A 19141-nucleotide genomic window follows, 5' to 3' on the forward strand; every position below is an offset into this window, starting at 1 on the left:
GATCAGGAATACCACCATGTCCCATGCCACACTCATCTGGCCCCATGTGCCGACGGATGATTTCAAAGATTTTGCCGCACGGTTTCGTCCTGTCTTCGATACCATTCGCGAGGGGGCGGCGGCCCGCGACCGGGACCGGCAGCTGCCTTACGAGGCGGTTGCGCTGCTGCGCGACAGTGGCTTTGGAAAGCTGCGTGTGCCCAAGTCCTTCGGCGGTTTCGGCACCAGCCTCACCACCCTGTTTGCCCTGCTGACGGAACTGGCAGAGGCGGATTCCAACCTTACGCAGATCCTGCGCGGTCACTTCGGTTTCATCGAGATCGTTCTGCCCCACACCAATGCGGACTGGTCCCATCGCTGGTTGACGCTCGCCGGTCAGGGCGCCCTGTTTGCGCCAGCCCATACGGAGCCGGGCGACTCGCAGCAGGGCACCTTTTCCACTGTCGTTACTGGCGATGGTGACGCCATCGAACTGAACGGCACGAAGTATTACACCACCGGTGCGCTTTATGTGGACTGGATCCACGTAACCGCCAATCGCGGCGATGAGGCCGTAACCGTGCTGGTACCGACCAAAGCGGAGGGTGTGACCATTGTCGATGACTGGGATGGTTTCGGCCAGCCGCTGACCGCCAGCGGCACCACGACGTTCAAAGGGGTTGCCATCACAGAAGCGGATATTCAGCCCGCAGCCGGGCGCGCCTCGCACGTTCCGTCCGTCTACCAGCTCATTCATCTGGCAACCCTTTCGGGCATTGGGCGCGCGGCGGTACGCGAAACCGTGGACTATCTTTCCAAACGTCGGCGCACCTATGCGCATGGTAATGCGGACCGCGCACAGCAGGACCCGCAAATTCTGCAGGTCGTGGGGGACGTGCTCGCAAAGGTTTATGGTGCCAACACCGCCACGCTTTCCGCCGCCGCTGCGTCACAGCGGTTTTTCGACAAACTCACCACGCATGTCGCAACGGAAGCGGACCGCGCATCCCTTGAAATCGAGGTGTATCAGGCGCAGGTTACCACAGCCACTCAGGTGCTGGAGGCCACGACTGCGCTGTTTGGCGGTCTCGGCGCTTCCGCCCTCAGCCAAACACGCGGGCTGGACCGCTTCTGGCGCAATGCGCGGGCGATAGCGTCCCACAATCCGCTGATCTATCGCAGCCGTCAGATCGGCGACTTCGCTGTCAACGACGCGGACCCGCCGCGCATGTTCTCTCTGCCGCTGGAGCCGAAACCAGAAAAGAAACGCGTTGCTTCCGACGTCCCGCGCCGACGCTATTCATGAACTGAAGTCATAGACCCTATAAATTTATAGTGACTAATCAACTTTTTCGTTTGTCCTACGTTGTGCAGCATGGGCAACGAGAATTTGCTGCTTGGCGGCGTGTAAACATCGTTTGCATCGGCATTGGCAACCCTCTCCCGCCTTGAACCTTGGCTCAAACACGGAGAACGGCTTATGCACTGTCCCGGCCACCTTGAACTTTCGCGGCGCGATCTGTTGATCGCGACTGCAGCAACGTCTGTCGCGATCTCGGCAGCACCATCGCTTGCCCATGCCCAGAACCAGACATCGCCGGCAGCCCGGCCTGCCTCTTCTACCGTCAACCTGACGGTCAACGGCAGTCCACGGTCGCTTGACCTCGACAATCGGACAACGCTTCTGGATGCCCTGCGTGAGCACCTCCATCTGACCGGCACCAAAAAAGGCTGCGACCACGGCCAGTGTGGTGCCTGCACGGTGATCGTCGAAGGCCGCCGCATCAACTCCTGTCTGTCGCTGGCCGTCATGCACGAGGGCGACGAGATCACCACGATCGAAGGCCTTGGCACACCGGAAGACCTGCACCCCATGCAGGCGGCGTTTGTGAAGCATGATGGCTTTCAATGTGGCTACTGCACGCCGGGGCAGATCTGTTCCGCCGTGGCTGTGCTGGCGGAAATCAAATCCGGCATGCCCAGCCACGTCAGCGCCGATCTGACCGCCGCCGCAGAGTTCTCCGAAATGGAGGTGCGCGAGCGCATGAGCGGCAATATCTGTCGCTGCGGTGCCTACCCCAACATTGTTGAAGCCATTACCGAAGTTGCTGGGAGGCAGGGATGAAAGCCTTTACCTATGAGCGCGCCACCTCGCCCGCAGCCGCATCCGCAGCCATGGCCAGCACGCAAGGCGCAAAATTCATCGCTGGGGGCACCAATCTGCTGGACCTGATGAAGCTGGAAATCGAAGCACCGACGCACCTGATCGATGTGAATGATCTCGGGCTCGATACAATCGAAGAAACGCCGGACGGCGGTTTGCGCATCGGGGCGCTGGTGCGCAATTCCGATCTGGCAGCCGATGCGCGGGTGCGCCGGGACTATGGCCTTCTGGCCCGCGCGTTGCTGGCCGGTGCCTCCGGTCAGTTGCGCAACAAGGCAACCACGGCCGGAAACCTGCTTCAGCGTACGCGCTGTCCGTATTTTTACGATACGAACCAGCCCTGCAACAAGCGGAAACCCGGAAGCGGCTGTTCCGCCATTGGCGGCTTCAGCCGTCAGCATGCGGTCGTCGGCGTCAGCGATGCCTGCATCGCCACCCATCCGAGCGACATGGCCATTGCCATGCGGGCACTGGATGCCGTGGTGGAGACCGTGCGGCCGGACGGCACGACACGCGCCATTCCCATTGCCGACTTTCACCGGTTGCCGGGCGATACGCCCCATATTGAAACCACGCTGGACGCCGGTGAACTGATTACCGCCGTAACCCTGCCTGCCCCGGTGGGCGGCACGCATATCTACCGCAAGGTGCGCGACCGCGCCTCCTACGCCTTCGCGCTGATTTCGGTTGGCGCAATTGTGCAGCCGGATGGCTCGGGACGTGTGGCCGTTGGCGGCATTGCCCACAAGCCGTGGCGCGTGGAAGCCGCAGAGGCGAAGTTGCAACAAGGTGCCCATGCCGTGTCGCAAACACTGCTGGCGGACGCCTCGCCCACCCATGAAAATGCATTCAAGGTTACGCTGGTGGAGCGCACGCTTGCCGCCGTCCTGAACGAAGCGAAGGGTTGAGATCATGCTGTTTGATCGTCCCGCAACGACAAATCCCATCGACCAGATGAAGGTCGTCGGAAAACCGCTCGACCGTATTGATGGTCCACGCAAAACCACCGGCACGGCAACCTATGCCTATGAGTGGCATGATGAGGCGCTCAATCTGGCCTATGGCTATGTCGTGGGTTCCAGCATTGCCAAGGGCCGCATTACCTCCATGGACCTGCGTGCAGCCAAGGCGGCGCCGGGTGTCCTTGCCATCGTTACGGCTGAAAACGCCGGAAAACTTGGCAAGGGCGAAATGAACACCGCAACCCTGCTGGGCGGACCGGAAATCGAGCATTATCATCAGGCCATTGCGGTGGTGGTGGCGGAAACCTTTGAACAGGCCCGCGCAGCCGCCAATCTGGTGAAGGTTGCCTACACGGAAACTCCCGGTGCATTTGACCTGTCAAAAGAGCGTGCCGCTGCCGTCAAACCCGAAGACAGCGAAGCCGATACGCAAGCGGGCAATTTCACCAAGGCTTTTGCCAGCGCTCCGGTGCAACTTGATGAAACCTATACCACGCCCGACCACTCCCACGCGATGATGGAGCCGCACGCATCGCTGGCCGTGTGGGAGGGCGATGAGCTTACCGTCTGGACCTCCAACCAGATGATTGCATGGACACGCGGCGACCTCGCCAAAACACTGGGCATGGAAAAGGACAAGGTCAACCTGATGTCGCCGTTCATCGGCGGCGGTTTTGGTGCCAAGCTTTTCCTGCGGGCCGATACGGTGCTGGCAGCCCTTGGGGCCAAGGCGGCGGGCCGCCCGGTCAAGCTGGCCTTGTCGCGTCCGTTTGTCTTCAACAACACCACGCATCGTCCTGCCACCATCCAGCGCATTCGCATCGGCGCCACGCCAGAGGGCAAGATTACCGCTATCGGCCATGAAAGCTGGTCTGGCGACTTGCCGGATGGCAAGCCCGATATGGCGGTGCAGCAGACCCGTCTGCTCTATGCCGGTGAAAATCGCATGACGACAACACGGCTTGCGGTGATCGATCTGCCGGAGGGCAACGCCATGCGTGCGCCCGGCGAAGCATCCGGCCTGATGGCGCTGGAAATCGCCATGGACGAGATGGCCGAAAAGCTGGGCCTTGATCCCGTGGAGTTCCGTATTCTGAACGACACACAGGTGGACCCGGAAAATCCTGAGAAGAAATTTTCCCACCGCCAGCTTGTCGAATGTTTTCGCACAGGTGCGGAGCGGTTCGGCTGGAACAAGCGCACTGCAAAACCGGGGCAGATACGCGATGGCCAGTGGATGCTGGGCTATGGCGTGGCGTCCGCGTTCCGCAACAATATGGTGATGAAATCGGGCGCACGCGTGCGTCTGGACCGTGATGGTTTGGTGACGGTGGAAACCGATATGACCGATATTGGCACCGGCAGCTACACCATCATTGCACAAACCGCTGCTGAGATGATGGGCATTGGCATGACGCAAGTGGCCGTAAATCTGGGCGACTCGCGCTTCCCCGTATCCGCCGGTTCCGGCGGGCAGTGGGGCGGCAACAGTTCAACCGCCGGTGTCTATGCAGCCTGCGTCAAGCTGCGTGAAGCCATTGGCCAGAAGCTCGGCTTCAACTCGGAAGAGATCACCTTTGCGGACGGACAGGTGAAGGCAGGTAACCGCAGCGTGCCGTTGGCGCAAGCGGCAACGGATGGTGATATTGTTGCCGAAGACACGATCGACTACGGTGAGATCAGCAAGAAATTCCAGCAATCCACCTTTGGCGCGCATTTCGTGGAAGTGGGCGTGGACAGCGCCACGGCGGAGGTGCGCGTGCGCCGAATGCTGGGCGTGTGTGCATCCGGCCGCATTCTCAACCCCAAGACGGCTCGCAGCCAGGTGATCGGCGGCATGACCATGGGCGTCGGGGCGGCATTGATGGAAGAACTGGCGGTTGACAAGACCAGGGGCTTCTTCGTCAACCACGATCTGGCCGGCTATGAGGTTCCGGTTCACGCCGACATTCCGCATCAAGAGGTTATCTTCCTCGATGAAACAGACCCGGTTTCCTCGCCCATGAAGGCCAAGGGCGTGGGTGAACTCGGCCTGTGCGGCGTTGCGGCGGCAGTTGCCAACGCCGTTTATAATGCGACCGGGGTGCGCATCCGCGATTATCCGATCACGCTCGACAAGATGCTGGACAAGCTGCCGCAGATCAGTTGATTGCGCGTCTCTTATCAGTCTTCAGTCTGACACCGGCCCGTTTTCGGGCCGGTATCTTATCAGCCAGGATCAACTGAACGCTACCTAGCCGACACTGCACAGATAAAGGGCAATCTCAACAAAGTCGCACTTTAAGTGTGCATATTACCTGTTTTAAACGTTTTTGTTTTAGATTCCCCCAATGGACAACTGTAGGGGGTTGAAGTGACGATACTGGGTAATCTTAAAATCCGCGCGCGTATTCTGATCGTTGCGATCATTCCGGCGCTGGCGTTTTTAGGTGTGACGATCAACGACAACCTGGAGCGATACCGGGCAGCAGCCCAAGCCAACGCTGTCGCGCATATGGCGACCATGGCGCCGGTCATCAGCGGGCTCATCCATGAGGTTCAGCGCGAGCGGGCAACATCCGTCGGTTTTGTCGGCTCAGCGGGCAAAGGCGAGTTTGGTGGTCTTGTGGACAAGCAACGGCTGGTGACGGACGCAGCTATGGCCCGCTACACAGCACTGGCTCTGGATAAAGCCGAAGGCGCGGAGCGCTCTGAATTGAACGATCTTGCCGCAAAAGCCTCTGAAATCCTTCAGCGGCTGGCAGCGGTTCGGCAGGACGTGACCAAGCTCACCATAAATGTACCCCCTTTGCTCGACTATTTTGCCGAGACCATTGCCAGCCTTCTTGCAGTCGTCGATTCCATGAGTTCGCTCACCGAGGACAGCCAGCTCTCTAACAGGATCGTCGCTTACTCCGCCCTACTTCAAGGCAAGGAGCGGGCTGGGCAAGAACGCGCTGTGGGCACCGCCGCCTTTTCGGCAGGCCGGTTCTTTGCTGCCAACTATCAAAAGTTTGTCAGTCTCGGCGCTTTGCAGTCCGCCGATTTTGCCCTGTTCAACGCCTACGCCGACCCCGAAGGACAGCGGGCCTTACAAGCCGTGCTGACCAGCGAAGACAGCAAGCTGGTTGACGTGCAACGCAGCGTCGCACTGCACGGTCCCTTCGGCAGCAAAATGTCATCCGTGAGCGGACAGGACTGGTACACGTCAACGACGAACCGGATCAATGCGCTGAAGACGGTGGACGATCAGGTCGGCGCGGAAATTCAGACCTTCGCGGCAACCAAGGCCGCCGCCTACGAAAAAGCGCTTGTCCTGTCGCTTTGCGTGTCGGTGGTGCTGATTATCCTCGTCACAGTGCTGGTTGCAGCGATTATCCGCTCGATCACCCGGCCCATGAACCGGCTGGTGACCACCATGAATGCGCTGGCCGCAGGCCATTCGGATGTGGGCCTCGATATGTCGGTAGATCGCAGTGAAATCGGCGATATGGTGCGCTCCGTTGCTGTCTTCCGGGATAATGCCATAGAGCGCAGACGTCTGGAGGCCGAAGCGGAAGCCAACCGTTTACAAACCGAGACGGAACGGGCCGAGCGCGAGCAACAGCAGGCACAAGAGGCTGCCGATATCCAGACAGCTGTCGATACGCTCGGCATCGGGCTGGAGGCACTGGCAACAGGCAAACTCAATTACCGGCTTGATACGGCGTTACCAGCGCGGCTGGATAAGACCCGGGTGGACTTCAACCACGCCATGGAGCGGCTGGAAGACGCCATCATGCTGGTCAGCAGCAATGCGGAGGCAATAGCTGCCGGTTCCAGCGAAATCCGCACGGCGGCTAACGATCTCGCCCAGCGAACGGAACAACAAGCTGCGTCGGTTGAGGAAACAGCCGCAGCACTGGAGCAGATTACGACCACCGTGAGCGATACAAGCCGACGCGCGGAAGATGCCGGTCGTTTGGTGGGCAACACGCGTGAGAATGCCGAGCACTCCGGCCGGGTGGTGGCACACGCGATCGGCGCCATGCAGGAAATCGAAAAATCGTCCTCCGAGATTTCCAGCATCATCGGCGTGATTGACGAAATCGCGTTCCAGACCAATCTGCTGGCGCTGAACGCCGGTGTGGAGGCCGCGCGGGCAGGCGAAGCTGGCAAGGGTTTTGCAGTAGTGGCACAGGAAGTGCGCGAACTTGCGCAGCGCTCCGCCAGTGCCGCCAAGGATATCAAGGCCTTGATTGCGAAATCGGGTGAACAGGTCAAGAAAGGTGTGAGCCTCGTGGGTGAAACCGGCAAGGCGCTGGGTCAGATTGTTGAGCAGGTGAAGGAGATCAATACCAACGTGTCCTTCATCGTGGAAGCCTCTCGCGAGCAATCCACCGGCATCAAAGAAATCAACCACGCGGTTTCTCAAATGGATCAGGGCACGCAGCAAAACGCCGCGATGGTGGAAGAGACTACCGCCGCCAGCGATGCGCTGGCCAAGGAAGCCAGTGCTCTGTTTGCGCTCGTCGGCAAGTTTGAAACCGGCCATCGGGGACCTCCGGCGGCAGCTCAGTCGTCTGGCCAGCGTCGGGCACCATCGTCAGCCCGGGCAGGCCGGCAAGCGGCCCATGCTCAGCCAAGCAACTGGGAAGAATTTTAAAGCATTTCCAGCAAAAGTGGAGAAAGTTGTGCGTCCGGACAACGCGTTAGAACAAACGATCGGAGCAATTTAAGCGAACAGGCGCGTGGGGTGTTTGCCCTCCCGCGCGCGCCGCACATCATGGCCCTCACGCCTTTGGTTTAAGCCGGGCCACCACAACCGACATGATCGTTGCCAGCACGGCGATGCCCGCTGCCACATATCCGATATTGGCCAGCCCCAAATGCTGGATAACAGCGCCGCCGATGATTGCGCCAAGACCAATGCCTGCATTGGCCATGGATACATTCAGTGTTCCAGCCAGCGCGCGGGCATGGGTGGCTGCGTTCATCACTCGAACCTGACAAATCGGGTACAAAGCGGTGTTGGCAATGCCCCACGCCGCCAGCGCGACAATGAGCAGAGGGTGCGAACCGGCAAGCGGCGTCGTTGCCGCCATGCCTAGCGTCAGCACCAGTGTTGCTACACCGGTTGCCAGAAGCGGACCACGGCCCACGAAATGCCCACCAAGCCAGTTTCCACCCAGACCCAGCACACCGAAGCCCATCAGCCACCAGCCTACCTGACCCGCCGGAATGTTACCGATCGTTTCCAGCGTATCGGCCAGATAGGTGTAAGCGGTGAACATGGCTGTAAACACCAGCACGGAGAGCGCAATGTTTCCCAGAAAATACGGATCTTTTAAAATCTGCGCCTGATCGGCAGCGCTGACTTTTTCCGGGCGCGCAATCGATGGCATGACCAGCGCCAGCGCAACGGCCATGATCAAGGATGCGCCTGCCAGAATCCAGAACGTGCCGCGCCAGTCCAGCGCTCCCGCTGCAAGCGTGCCCAGCGGAATGCCGAACACCATGGCAGCGGCAATACCCATATAGACCTGCGAAATGGCCTTGCTGGAGCGCTCCGGACCCACCAGTTCCCCTGCCGTCTCACTGGCCGTGCCCCAGAAAACCGGCAGCGCCAATGCTGGCAGAAACCGCGCCAAGCCAAGTATCCAAACATTGGGTGCCAGAGCCGCAAGCGCGTTGGAGGCAGCAAACAACAACAATATTCCAACAAACAGGCGCTTGCGCTCAAAATGTGACAGCATGGCCGTGAGAAACGGCCCGGCCAGCATAACCGTGAAGGCAAACAAGGTAACGAGTTGGCCCGCCGCAGAAATGGAAATGCCGAGATCACGCGAAAGGCTCGGCAAAAGACCGACAATGATGAACTCGGTGGTAACGATGATAAAGGCTGACACAGCCAACAGCACGACGGCAAGACTGTGACTATCGGTGCGCGCGACGGCGTCGCGTGGGGTGATGATATCTGACATAGGAACTCCAAGATTTCCACCATCTTACTCGTGATCAAATCATTCGTCCTGCGGTCAAATTTCCGGTAATAGATGACTGAAATTCCAGAATAGGACGTTGCTATGCTGTCATCCGAGCGTTTGAAAGGCATCGATACCTTTGTGCAAGCTGCCGAAACCGGCAGCTTCACCGCTGCTGCGGAGCGGCTCAACCTGACGAATTCGGCTGTTAGCAAAAGCGTGGCGCGGCTGGAGCAACGGCTCGGCCAAAGGCTGTTTGCGCGCACCACACGACGCTTGGCGCTAACAGAAGCCGGTGCGGCTTTTTACGCCATTTGCGTGCGCGTTATGGCGGAACTGAGCGAGGCCGAAGCGGTGCTGGCTGCGCAGGAAACCGAGCCCGTGGGCCGGTTGAAGGTGAATGTGCCGGTGGCCTTCGGTCATATGCAGGTCATGCCGATCATTCTGTCTTTAACGGAGCGCTATCCCGGCCTGCGCCCGGATGTGAGTTTTACCGACCGCTTTGTGGACGTGATCGACGAAGGTGTCGACGTCGCCATCCGCATTAGCGCGGGTAATGTCTGGCCCGATACACTCGGTCGCAGTTATCTGGGGTCCGAGCGGCTGATTTTCTGCGCGGCGCCGGGATTTATCGAGAAAAATGGCTTGCCGACATCAGCACAGGACTTGGCCCGGTTTGACAGCGTTCTCTACGGCAAAGCCGATGGCAGCACCATTCCCTAGCGGCTTACCCACGATGCTGGTTCAGTGGAACGCAAATTCATGGAGGGCCGCATAATCCTTGGCAGCGCGGAGGCGCAGGTCGGCGCGGTCAAGGCCGGATTTGGCATTGCGCAACTGGCAACATGGCTGATTCGGGATGAGCTTGCCTGTGGGCATTTGGTAGAAATTTTGCCGCATATGGCAACGGACGGACTCCCCCTTCACCTCGTATGGCCCCGCAGCCGACAACTGATCCCGAAAGTGGACGCGCTGATCACCATGCTTTCGGAAGGTCTGAGCATTTAGACCTGCGGACGTTGGCATCCGCGTCCGGTCAGAGCTACCGGCGGCTCCGTAGCAACAATGAATTGCAAATAGAGCCATCATTCCATGTTGCTAATTTGCGACATTTGGATGGAACTTTCCGGTTATCTTTAAAAGTCGGTCCGGAAACTAAAGATTACATACTCGCCGAGGTTGTCATATTATTTATCGCGAATATACATTTGACTTTCGATCCGGCATCCGAGAGGTGCTGATTCCTCGGGAGATTTGATAAAAATGAATTTAGCTATAACCAAAGCCACCCTGTTTAGCGCAAGAAGCCGATTGCTTGCCGGAACAGCGCTGACACTGGCAACGTTTGCAAGTCCAGCCGTTTCCCAGGAAACGGAGCCTGCGGACCTCACCAAAATTGATGTGCAGGGCAAGCTGGACAATCAACAGGTGCCCCAAAGCGAGGGTTATATCACCTATAAAACCCGCTCCGGCTCGAAGACATCGACCTATATTCTCGATATTCCCCAGTCTATTTCTACAGTTACAGCTAAGGAGCTGACCGTCCGAAACCCACAGGGGATACTCGAAGCGCTTCAGTATTCTCCAGCCGTGCGCCCTGACACATTCGGTTTCGACCCACGAATGGATACATTCAATATCCGTGGCTTCGATTCGTACAATAACGGTATCTTCCGCGATGGAATGCGGCAAATGAGCGCCAGTCTCGCCTACTTCAAGAATGAACCTTACGGGATAGAGGAACTGACCATTCTGAAGGGGTCAACCTCGTCGCTGTATGGGGGCAGCAGCGCCGGCGGTATCGTCGACATTACCACAAAGCGCCCAACACTGGACCCTTTACGGGAGGTAGAGGTGCAGCTTGGATCCTACGGCAGACGGGATGTTCGTTTTGATACATCTGGTCCGCTCACGAAAGACAACTCCGTTCTTTACAGGCTGACGGGTCTTGCACGCAAAGCCGATACCGAGCGGGCGGGTGTAAAGGATGACAGGCTGTTCATTGCCCCCGCCATCACCTTCCAGCGGGATGAAGAAACCTCTCTGACAGTCCTTGGCGAATACACGAATTTTCAAACTGGTGGCACTGCAACGTTCTGGAACTTTCCAACGAACAGGCTGACAAATTACCAGTTTGGTGACCCTCGGTTCAATCAAAACAAGCAGATCCAGAAACGGATAGGCTACGAATTTGAGCATCGCATTAACGATGTATTCCAGATACGCCAGAACCTGCGATACTTTGAAATTGATCAGGATTTCGAAAATGCTGGGAATCAAAGTTTCGACAGCCGTGATTGGGCGTACACAGATTTCACCTTCCGTACGCCAATACAGCGATACACTTATTTTGGCATGCTCGCCACGCAGCAGTTGACTGTCGACAACCAAATCCAGGCAGATTTCGCCACCGGTAAGCTAGACCATACGATACTTGTGGGCGCTGATGCGAGTTGGTTCAAGTATGACAACAAAGACGGTTCCGGCACCGCGCCCGAACTCAATCTTCTTAGTCCAGACTATAATCAATACATTCCACGTCCTGATCTACAGCAATTCGTCAATCAGAAACACCGTTCGCGGGGTGTGTATATCCAGGATCAGATCCGCTACAACTCATGGATGCTGACTTTGGCCGCGCGTCAGGATTGGGTTAATATCAGTTCCGCAGAAGGAAACTATGTCACTGGCGCGCAAACCAGTTCATATACTCAAAAATCCGATAAAGCGACAGTGCGCGTAGGGTTGTCCTATGAAACAGATTTCGGTCTGACACCATATGTGAATTACGCGACGTCGTATTACGTCTCTCCCGGACTCAACCCGGAGAGAAAGGGCTTCAAGCCAACCGAGGCGACCAGCTACGAACTCGGGCTGAAATATCTGCTGCCTGACACAAACATTCTTTTGATGGCCTCCGTATTTGACATCAATCAAAAAAATGGTGTGTTTTACGAGATTATCAATCAAGACTCGGTTCAAGTTCAACGCAGTGAGCTGAATTCCCGTGGTTTTGAGTTCGAAGCGAAAGCCAATCTAAACAACGGAATTGGTCTTCGCGCGGGTTACCAGTTCCTCGATTTCGAAATCAGGGAAGGCGAAGTTGGTACGATTGGTAAACAGCAATCCGGCGTACCGCAGCACACCTTCTCTGTTTGGGGTGATTATGAAATCCAGGACGGTGCAGCCGCAGGCTTAGGCTTTGGAGCGGGTCTGCGATATGTCGGTACAAGCCCCGGTGACGATCTGGGAACGTTCGACAATTCCTCCCGGGCCTTTGTGGATGCAGCAGTCACCTACGACTTCGGCAAAAAAAGCAAAGATCTTCAGGGGCTAAGTCTTCAGGTCAATGCCAGCAACATTTTCAACACCCAAAAGGCCACATGCGCGAACAATTTCTGCAATCTTGATGGCGGTAAATTCTTTACCGGCAGCCTGAAATATCGCTTCTAAGGTCAGATCAACCTCTGGCGGCCTCCGGGCCGCCAGTTTGTGGAGCAGACGAACAGCACCCATGTTTCCTGTCGATTTGATACGAGATCACAGGAAAAATGTATGCAGCCAGTATGGTTGTCTTAACTTGGTGCAAATCCTGAAGCGGGCCACATAGCCCAGAACCATCTGCCCTGTAGAATCAAGCGTCCAGAACCAAATCGCTCAGAGGAAGGGCTTGGCAGGTTAGGCAGCATCCAGGTTCCAGGTCCGGATTGTCGACAAGGTGCTGTACGCTTCCCGATCTTAAGGGAATCACGCAGCTCTCGCATTGACCAACCCGGCAGCCGCTGGGCAGCGTCACACCGGCGCGCTCGGAGACGGTTAGAATACTGTCTATGGTCTTACCAGGTTTCCACTCGATCGTTATGTCAGAACGCGCGAAGTGAATGGTTCGTGCGACGAGACCTTCCACGGGGGCCGGCGCCGGGGCGCCGAAACGTTCCTTGAATATCTCGAACGGTGGTACTCCGCGTTTCCTAAGACCTTCTGTCACCCCATTCATCATTGCCTCAGCAGCGCACATGTAAAATCGCGCTCGAGAATCGATCAGACGCCTGTCAATGTCGGCGGCTGTGAAACGACCCAACCGGTCGCAGATGTCGTCGGGACCCGGCTGTGTCAGATGCGAGATCATCCTGACGTTGGGCAAGGCGGCTTCGAGACTGCGAAGCCGATTATAGAAAGGCCTGTGCCGACCATCGCGGCAAACATAATGCAATACCACGCTTGGCTCTTCGGGCGCTCCGGTCAAGGTTTCCAGGTAGGAAAGAAACGGTGTGATGCCGATACCGCCAGCAATCAGCACGACCGGAAAATCCTGCGAAACAGGAATGAGAAAATCCCCAGCCGGGGCGCGCAGGTCAACGATGCTCCCCGGTTGCAACTCATTCCATATTTTCCCCGACATCTCGCCCTGCCGCCGCACGGCGATACTATAGCTTTCAGGCAAACCATTCCCCTTTCCGGTCAGGGAGTAAGACCGGGAGAGACCGTCCATCCGGATGCCAATATATTGACCTGACCAAAAGCCCGGCAGAGGAAAGGGGGAAACAGGCTGGAATGTCAGGCCGACAACGTCGGCTGCATGTTCGAGCCGCTCGGTTACCATAAACGGTTTCCACCCCTCCCAGCCTGTCGTCTCATATTTCTGGATATCGCATGTGAACGACCGAAGAGCCAAACCTCCGCTGACAGGGTCTCGATCCCGTTCGGCAATCAGCGCATTAAAGTTGAAGTCCGGGCTTGATATCAACCCAAGGTCCGGTGCCGACTGCCACCATCCATAGTCGCTGGCAACAACGTCGCCAGCGAGCGTATCATTCCACTTGGCGCGCGCGCGCATGACCCCGAAACGGGTGTGGATGCTGATCCAGTCGCCATCCGCAATCCCCTTCCCAGCGGCTGTTTCCGGATGAATTTCGGCAACCGGTTCGCGTCTGCGCCGTCGCAACGTGTTGATTCCACGGTCCTGACTGTGGCGGAAATAGCCGTTATTGACCGAAAACAGGGTTAGCGGAAATGCATCACCTCTGGGCTCCGCCGGTTCTACGAACCGGGGTACGGGAGAATGTCCGTGCCGATGCAGCAGCTCGCAATACAGTTCCGCCTTGCCGGTTTGTGTCGCAAACCCTTGCTCGCGGTACTTCTCGTAACGTTGTGACAAATCGATCCGTACACCACCGGGGCTCGCTCTCAGGTCTTTTGGTGTCAAACCCAATGGCGCAAGCTGGAATGCAAAGCCCTCCTCTGTATCTCCGCCAAAAAACAGGTCATCCATTCCAAGACGTTGGGCAAGCTGGAAAACGATCCACATGTCCGACCTGGCCTCGCCTTGCGGCGCAATCATGGCCGGGCGAAGCTGAACGTGACCTTGTGCCTCCAGCGATATTTCAAAACCGATCCGCAGCGCGTCGAATTCCCACGGGCTTGCAACGGGGAGGATGATATCTGCGCTTTCGGCCGTTGGATTCATGAACAAATCGCAGTGGACCTGAAAATCAAGCGCATGAAGCGCTTTCTTGCCTCTCTGAGGCGCCGGGTGGGAAACCAGCAGATTGGCGCCGAAGCTGAACAGCGCCCGGACCCGATACGGTTTTTCGTCCAGTATGGCATCGTAAAGATCGGTAGAGTTAACCCAGCCGCTCGCCGGCGGGCCGATGGGCAACGCATCAAGCCCTAAGGTCAGCGCGCGCACATGGTTGGGCAGCATGTCCATACTGTGCAGCACCGGGACCGGCAGAGCGGGTAGACGCACATTGCCCCCGCAACGGTCGAAGCTCCCTGTGAGCGCGTACAATGTTGCGATGGCGCGCTCTGTCTGTGTGGCGTTGGTATGCTGCCCCACACCGGTCCAGCCATGATAAGAGATTGCGCGGGCAGAACCGATCATGTCGGCCAAAGCCTCAACCGTGCCCGCTGGTATGCCCGTAATCCGCTCTACCATCGTAGGATCGTAGGGCTCAACCGCGTTGCAGTAATGCTCAAACGCGGTCCTGCAGACAATGCTGTTACCATTGTGCGTAATGGTAAAACATCCCCGCAAGACCGGCTCTCCACCTGGGTCGGTTGACGCTTTGGCTGTCGCAGTTGCTGCGTCCCAGATGACGAAGCCGTCTTTTGCCAAGCCGATATCATCCGCGCGAAGGAACAAACCAGTATCATCACGAACGAGATAGACGGCGTTTGTCCAGTTCGCCACGAACTCCTTGTCGAAGGCTTCATTCGTCACCAGCCAGCGGGCAAGTCCAAGCGCGAGCGCACCATCTGTTCCCGGGCGTACACGCAGCCATAGATCCGCCTCGCGCGCCGAAGCGGTCTGGCGCGGATCAATCACCGCCAGTTTGGCCCCGTGCGCCTTGGCGGCACCGATGGCTTCGGCCTGCGCAAGCCAGACATTCGTCGGGTTATGGCCCCAGAGGATTATCAGGTCCGAGTGGCGGTAGTCGGCAGCGGGAATGGCGCAGCCAAAGGTAAAAGCATGCGCATTGTCTTTGTGCCAGTTGCACACTTCCGTGGATGAACACAGATTTGGGCTGCCATACCCGCGAATGAAGCGCTGAACCCAATCAGCACTATCCGAGATCGATGATGACGAGCCCGATGTCATGGCAAAGGCCACAGACTGCGGACCGCTTTCCCGGCGATACTGCTCAAGCTTCCCGGCGATTTCACCCAGCGCTTCGTCCCAACTGATCGGCACAAAGCCTGCATCCGCTGACCCTTTGGGGGTTGTCCTGCGAAGTGGTGTTTTCAAACGTCTGGCTGAATGCGCAATCTCCGGCGCAGCGCGTCCTTTTGGACACATGGCCTTGCCATTGGGATGGCGCGGGTCCGGACGCACGGACACAAGCCGCCCGTCCTCAATCGTGTTCACCGTGCCGCACCGGGAACGGCAAAGTGTGCAGTATCCGGGTATTTCCTGCTTCAAGACAATAGTCCTTGCACATGGCAGATCATGGTCGAATCGGCCATCGTCGGTGAAAGCAAAATGTGAAAACGACTCCGTTTTCGCTAAAAATTCTCCGGAGAGCGTTAGTGCTTGAGAACTTGCGACAAAAACTTGGCAGTTCGCTCGTTGCGGGGATTATCGAAAAAGGATTCGGGCGATCCGTCCTCGACAATTTCACCCCGGTCCATGAAAACTACGCGATCCGCCACCCGCCGGGCAAAACCCATTTCGTGCGTGACGCAGACCATGGTCATGCCTTCAGCCGCCAGCGACACCATAACTTCCAAAACCTCAGAAACCATTTCTGGATCCAGCGCCGATGTCGGCTCGTCAAACAACATGATCCGCGGCTGCATAGAGAGAGACCGCGCAATAGCGGCTCTCTGTTGCTGACCACCGGAGAGCTGACCGGGATACTTCGATGCCTGATCGCCGATATGCACCTTTTCAAGATATTGCATGGCCGTTGCTTCCGCATCGGAGCGCGAGACCTTGCGTACCAGCATGGGCGCGAGAATGCAGTTTTCCAGAATGGTCATGTGTGGAAACAGGTTGAAGTGCTGGAACACCATACCAACGTCTTGCCGCACACGGTTGATGTCGTCCGTATCTGCGTCTATGGCCGTGCCGAGGACGCGGATGGTTCCGCCATCATGCTGTTCCAACTGGTTGATACAGCGGATCAAGGTCGATTTACCTGATCCCGATGGGCCGCATATGACCACCTTCTGGCCGTGCGCAACGGCGAGGTCGACATTGATTAAAGCATGGTAGGTGCCGTAATGCTTGTTGAGGGCTGAGATAAGGATCGCACTGTCGGGACTGCTCATGTGTAGACTCCTCAACGTTTTCCGAGACCCATCCGGCGCTCCAGATAGGCGCCATACTGGGAAAGTCCGAATGAAAAAATGAAATAGATTGCGGCGATAAACGCGTAGACCTCGACGAAGGCGAACGTCCATTCCGCAGTGCGGTAGGCCGCATTCCCGGATGCCAGAAGATCAAAGAAACCGACGACAACCACAAGCGATGTTTCCATGAAAGCGACGACAAACTGATTGATCGTGGCAGGAAGAGAGGTGCGAAACGCCTGTGGCAACAGCACATAGGCCATACGGTGGCGGTAGGACATGCCCATGGCTTTGGCCGCTTCGTCCTGCCCCTTCGGTACGCCTTGCAGACCGCCACGGATGATCTCGGCCTGATAGGCGGCAAAGTACAGCGCATAGGCGACGATCACGCGATAGAGTTTTTCGCCGACCATCATATCGGGAAGCATGAAGGGCAGCACAACGGCAAAGGCAAACAGGATAGAAAGAAGCGGCAGCGAACGAATGGTATCGATGATGAGACCGGTCGACTTGGAAATCCACGGCAGCTTCGTATCGCGCAGCAAAGCCAATACAATCGCCAGGGGCATGCCAATCAGTACGGATGCTGAGAAGATGAACAATGTCAGCGATAAGCCGCCCCACTGTTCTTCCCGGATCAGCGATAATCCGAACAGACCTCCGCGCATTAGAATGTAAAATCCGGTGAAGCCGACGAGCCAGAGAATGCCGAGCCGGGTCGCCGTCCATAGAGCAGGCACGCAGCTGAGTATCACGGTGACAACGATGATGCTGCAGGCAGCCACCGAACGCCAATGTTCCTCAAAGGGATAAAGGCCAAAAAAGATCAAGCGCCAGCGGTTGACGATTACAGACCAGCATGCGCCGCCGCCTGCTACGCATTCCGCCTGACGGGCATCCGACGAAACGGTCGCGTTCACAAAGGCCCATTCAAAGCATAGCCAGGCGACCCATATCAGCATGCTGAGACATGCTGCACTCAGCAGCACGGACAGCAGACGTTTGATGACGCGACGACTGGCCACTCTGGCAACGGTGGGCGCAAGCGGAAGGGATAAATTGAGTTCTGACATGGCTACCCCCTGGCCTGATGGCCCTTGAGGGCTATTGCAGAGTTGATGCGGTTTGAGACGGTTGCAATCGTGATGTTGATCAGCAGAAATGCTCCCATCAGAATGCCCAGCATTTCCAAGGTCTGCCCCGACTGCGTGATGGCGGTTGCAATCACCATGAAGAGATCGGCGAAACCCACGACGATACCGAGCGTCGTTGCCTTGATGAGCCAGATATATTGGTTGGTCAGCATTGGCAGCATTGCCCGCATCGCAAGAGGAAACTGGATGCGGCTGAAGACATGCCAGGTTTTCAGCCCAAGTGAGCGTGCCGCTTCGATCTGGCCGGGCGACACAGCCAGAAAGCCTCCTCGAACAATCTCTCCGACATAGGCACCGCCGAATATCGCGATAGCGAGAACGATCGTGAAGAATTCGGGCTGGATGTGGCTACCGCCCCGGAAGTTCAGTCCGCGGAACACCGGCTCGTCGACAAATGGCGTCCCGGTCTGATGCCCCATGACAAAAAGCATCGTCATGATGGCCAGACCTGATGCAACCGATCCCGCCATAAGCGGCTGACGCTTGGCGTGAAGCCACCCCGCCCGCGCGAAAACCGATAGCCAGAGACAGACCAGCAGCATGGCAGCAAAAATCGCAGCAGAGGCCAGCGTGGCCCAAGCCTCCACATTCAGCCGGGGCACGTAAAGCCCTCGATTGCTGAGAAAAACGCCACCAATATTGATGGCATTCTTCGGCGATGGTAGTCGGGTTATGAGCGCGTACCAGAAGAACACCTGTACCAGCAGAGGCACATTTCTGACGAGTTGCACATACACTGTGCCGATTATGCGCAGCGCGGTATTGGATGAAATGCGCGCTGTGCCGATGACAATTCCCAGCGCCGTTGCCAGCGTCAGACCCAACACGCCCACAAGCAACGTATTCAGGAAGCCCATGAGCAAAACCCACCAGTAGGGATCGGATGGACTGGTGGGGACCAGTGCAAACGTCATTTCCCATCCGGTTGATTTCCAGAGGAAATCAAACCCGGAATTGATCCCCTGTTGTGCAAGCTTGATCCGCGCCAGCAGGATAAATGTTAAAATGATGGTTGCAAGGCTGGCAACGTACAGCGCTTGCAGCAAGGCATATCTCGCCCTGCGGCTGCTCCAAGACTTCATGGGCTTTTTCCTTGAAAGGCAGTTTTGTGTGTCGACACTGGTTCGGCAAGGGGACCGAAAACCG

Annotated in this window: 11 protein-coding genes and 1 pseudogene; 7 read left to right on the forward strand and 5 right to left on the reverse strand. The window is 57.3% G+C overall.

Going from position 1 to position 19141, the window contains the following annotated elements; genetic code table 11:
* Window positions 1-16: 16 nt before the first annotated feature.
* The 5 genes from IFT84_RS16275 (at window position 17) to IFT84_RS21635 (ending at window position 7729) form a co-directional block, all read left to right on the forward strand.
* Window positions 17-1285, forward strand: coding sequence for an acyl-CoA dehydrogenase family protein (locus IFT84_RS16275; protein ID WP_192121243.1), 1269 nt, complete (start codon window positions 17-19; stop codon window positions 1283-1285).
* Between the two features lie 174 nt (window positions 1286-1459).
* Entirely contained in the window at window positions 1460-2104 is a 645-nt protein-coding gene (gene paoA, locus IFT84_RS16280) for an aldehyde dehydrogenase iron-sulfur subunit PaoA (RefSeq protein WP_192121245.1), read from the forward strand.
* A complete protein-coding gene (locus IFT84_RS16285) occupies window positions 2101-3051 on the forward strand; it encodes an FAD binding domain-containing protein (RefSeq protein WP_192121247.1) in 951 nt (316 codons plus the stop codon). The genes paoA and IFT84_RS16285 overlap by 4 nt, the downstream gene beginning before the upstream one ends.
* A gap of 4 nt (window positions 3052-3055) precedes the next feature.
* Window positions 3056-5254 carry an aldehyde oxidoreductase molybdenum-binding subunit PaoC gene (gene paoC, locus IFT84_RS16290; protein ID WP_192121249.1) on the forward strand — a complete coding sequence of 733 codons (2199 nt, stop codon included), beginning with the start codon at window positions 3056-3058 and terminating at the stop codon, window positions 5252-5254.
* 204 nt (window positions 5255-5458) lie between these two features.
* A complete protein-coding gene (locus IFT84_RS21635) occupies window positions 5459-7729 on the forward strand; it encodes a methyl-accepting chemotaxis protein (protein WP_342212886.1) in 2271 nt (756 codons plus the stop codon).
* A gap of 127 nt (window positions 7730-7856) precedes the next feature.
* Here the strand turns inward: IFT84_RS21635 and IFT84_RS16300 are convergent, their stop codons facing one another.
* Window positions 7857-9047, reverse strand: coding sequence for an MFS transporter (locus IFT84_RS16300; RefSeq protein WP_192121251.1), 1191 nt, complete (start codon window positions 9045-9047; stop codon window positions 7857-7859).
* 102 nt (window positions 9048-9149) lie between these two features.
* On the opposite strand from IFT84_RS16300, the pseudogene IFT84_RS16305 reads away from it, so the two are divergent.
* Window positions 9150-10055, forward strand: a pseudogene (locus tag IFT84_RS16305) (LysR family transcriptional regulator).
* Window positions 10056-10310: 255 nt separating this feature from the next.
* Complete coding sequence (locus tag IFT84_RS16310) at window positions 10311-12500, forward strand: TonB-dependent siderophore receptor (RefSeq protein ID WP_192121253.1); 2190 nt, start codon at window positions 10311-10313, stop codon at window positions 12498-12500.
* A gap of 181 nt (window positions 12501-12681) precedes the next feature.
* Here the strand turns inward: IFT84_RS16310 and IFT84_RS16315 are convergent, their stop codons facing one another.
* From IFT84_RS16315 to IFT84_RS16330, 4 genes are all read right to left on the reverse strand, one after another.
* A complete protein-coding gene (locus IFT84_RS16315) occupies window positions 12682-15969 on the reverse strand; it encodes a molybdopterin-dependent oxidoreductase (RefSeq protein WP_244651246.1) in 3288 nt (1095 codons plus the stop codon).
* A gap of 104 nt (window positions 15970-16073) precedes the next feature.
* Window positions 16074-16820 (reverse strand): amino acid ABC transporter ATP-binding protein, encoded by a 747-nt coding sequence (locus IFT84_RS16320; protein WP_192121255.1) that lies wholly within the window; start codon window positions 16818-16820, stop codon window positions 16074-16076.
* 11 nt (window positions 16821-16831) lie between these two features.
* A complete protein-coding gene (locus IFT84_RS16325) occupies window positions 16832-17914 on the reverse strand; it encodes an amino acid ABC transporter permease (protein WP_192121257.1) in 1083 nt (360 codons plus the stop codon).
* A gap of 2 nt (window positions 17915-17916) precedes the next feature.
* Window positions 17917-19077: an ABC transporter permease subunit gene (locus IFT84_RS16330; RefSeq protein ID WP_192121259.1), complete on the reverse strand. Its 1161-nt coding sequence runs from the start codon at window positions 19075-19077 to the stop codon at window positions 17917-17919.
* Window positions 19078-19141 lie beyond the last annotated feature (64 nt).

Source organism: Rhizobium sp. CFBP 8762, from assembly GCF_014841565.1.
Lineage (GTDB): Bacteria > Pseudomonadota > Alphaproteobacteria > Rhizobiales > Rhizobiaceae > CFBP-8762.

Bases quoted from the DNA above. Each gene is read 5' to 3' on its own strand.
- IFT84_RS16275 (WP_192121243.1), top strand. From the start codon at position 17: ATGTCCCATGCCACACTCATCTGGCCCCATGTGCCGACGGATGATTTC.
- paoA (WP_192121245.1), top strand. From the start codon at position 1,460: ATGCACTGTCCCGGCCACCTTGAACTTTCGCGGCGCGATCTGTTGATC.
- IFT84_RS16285 (WP_192121247.1), top strand. From the start codon at position 2,101: ATGAAAGCCTTTACCTATGAGCGCGCCACCTCGCCCGCAGCCGCATCC.
- paoC (WP_192121249.1), top strand. From the start codon at position 3,056: ATGCTGTTTGATCGTCCCGCAACGACAAATCCCATCGACCAGATGAAG.
- IFT84_RS16300 (WP_192121251.1), bottom strand. From the start codon at position 9,047: ATGTCAGATATCATCACCCCACGCGACGCCGTCGCGCGCACCGATAGT.
- IFT84_RS16310 (WP_192121253.1), top strand. From the start codon at position 10,311: ATGAATTTAGCTATAACCAAAGCCACCCTGTTTAGCGCAAGAAGCCGA.
- IFT84_RS16320 (WP_192121255.1), bottom strand. From the start codon at position 16,820: ATGAGCAGTCCCGACAGTGCGATCCTTATCTCAGCCCTCAACAAGCAT.
- IFT84_RS16325 (WP_192121257.1), bottom strand. From the start codon at position 17,914: ATGTCAGAACTCAATTTATCCCTTCCGCTTGCGCCCACCGTTGCCAGA.
- IFT84_RS16330 (WP_192121259.1), bottom strand. From the start codon at position 19,077: ATGAAGTCTTGGAGCAGCCGCAGGGCGAGATATGCCTTGCTGCAAGCG.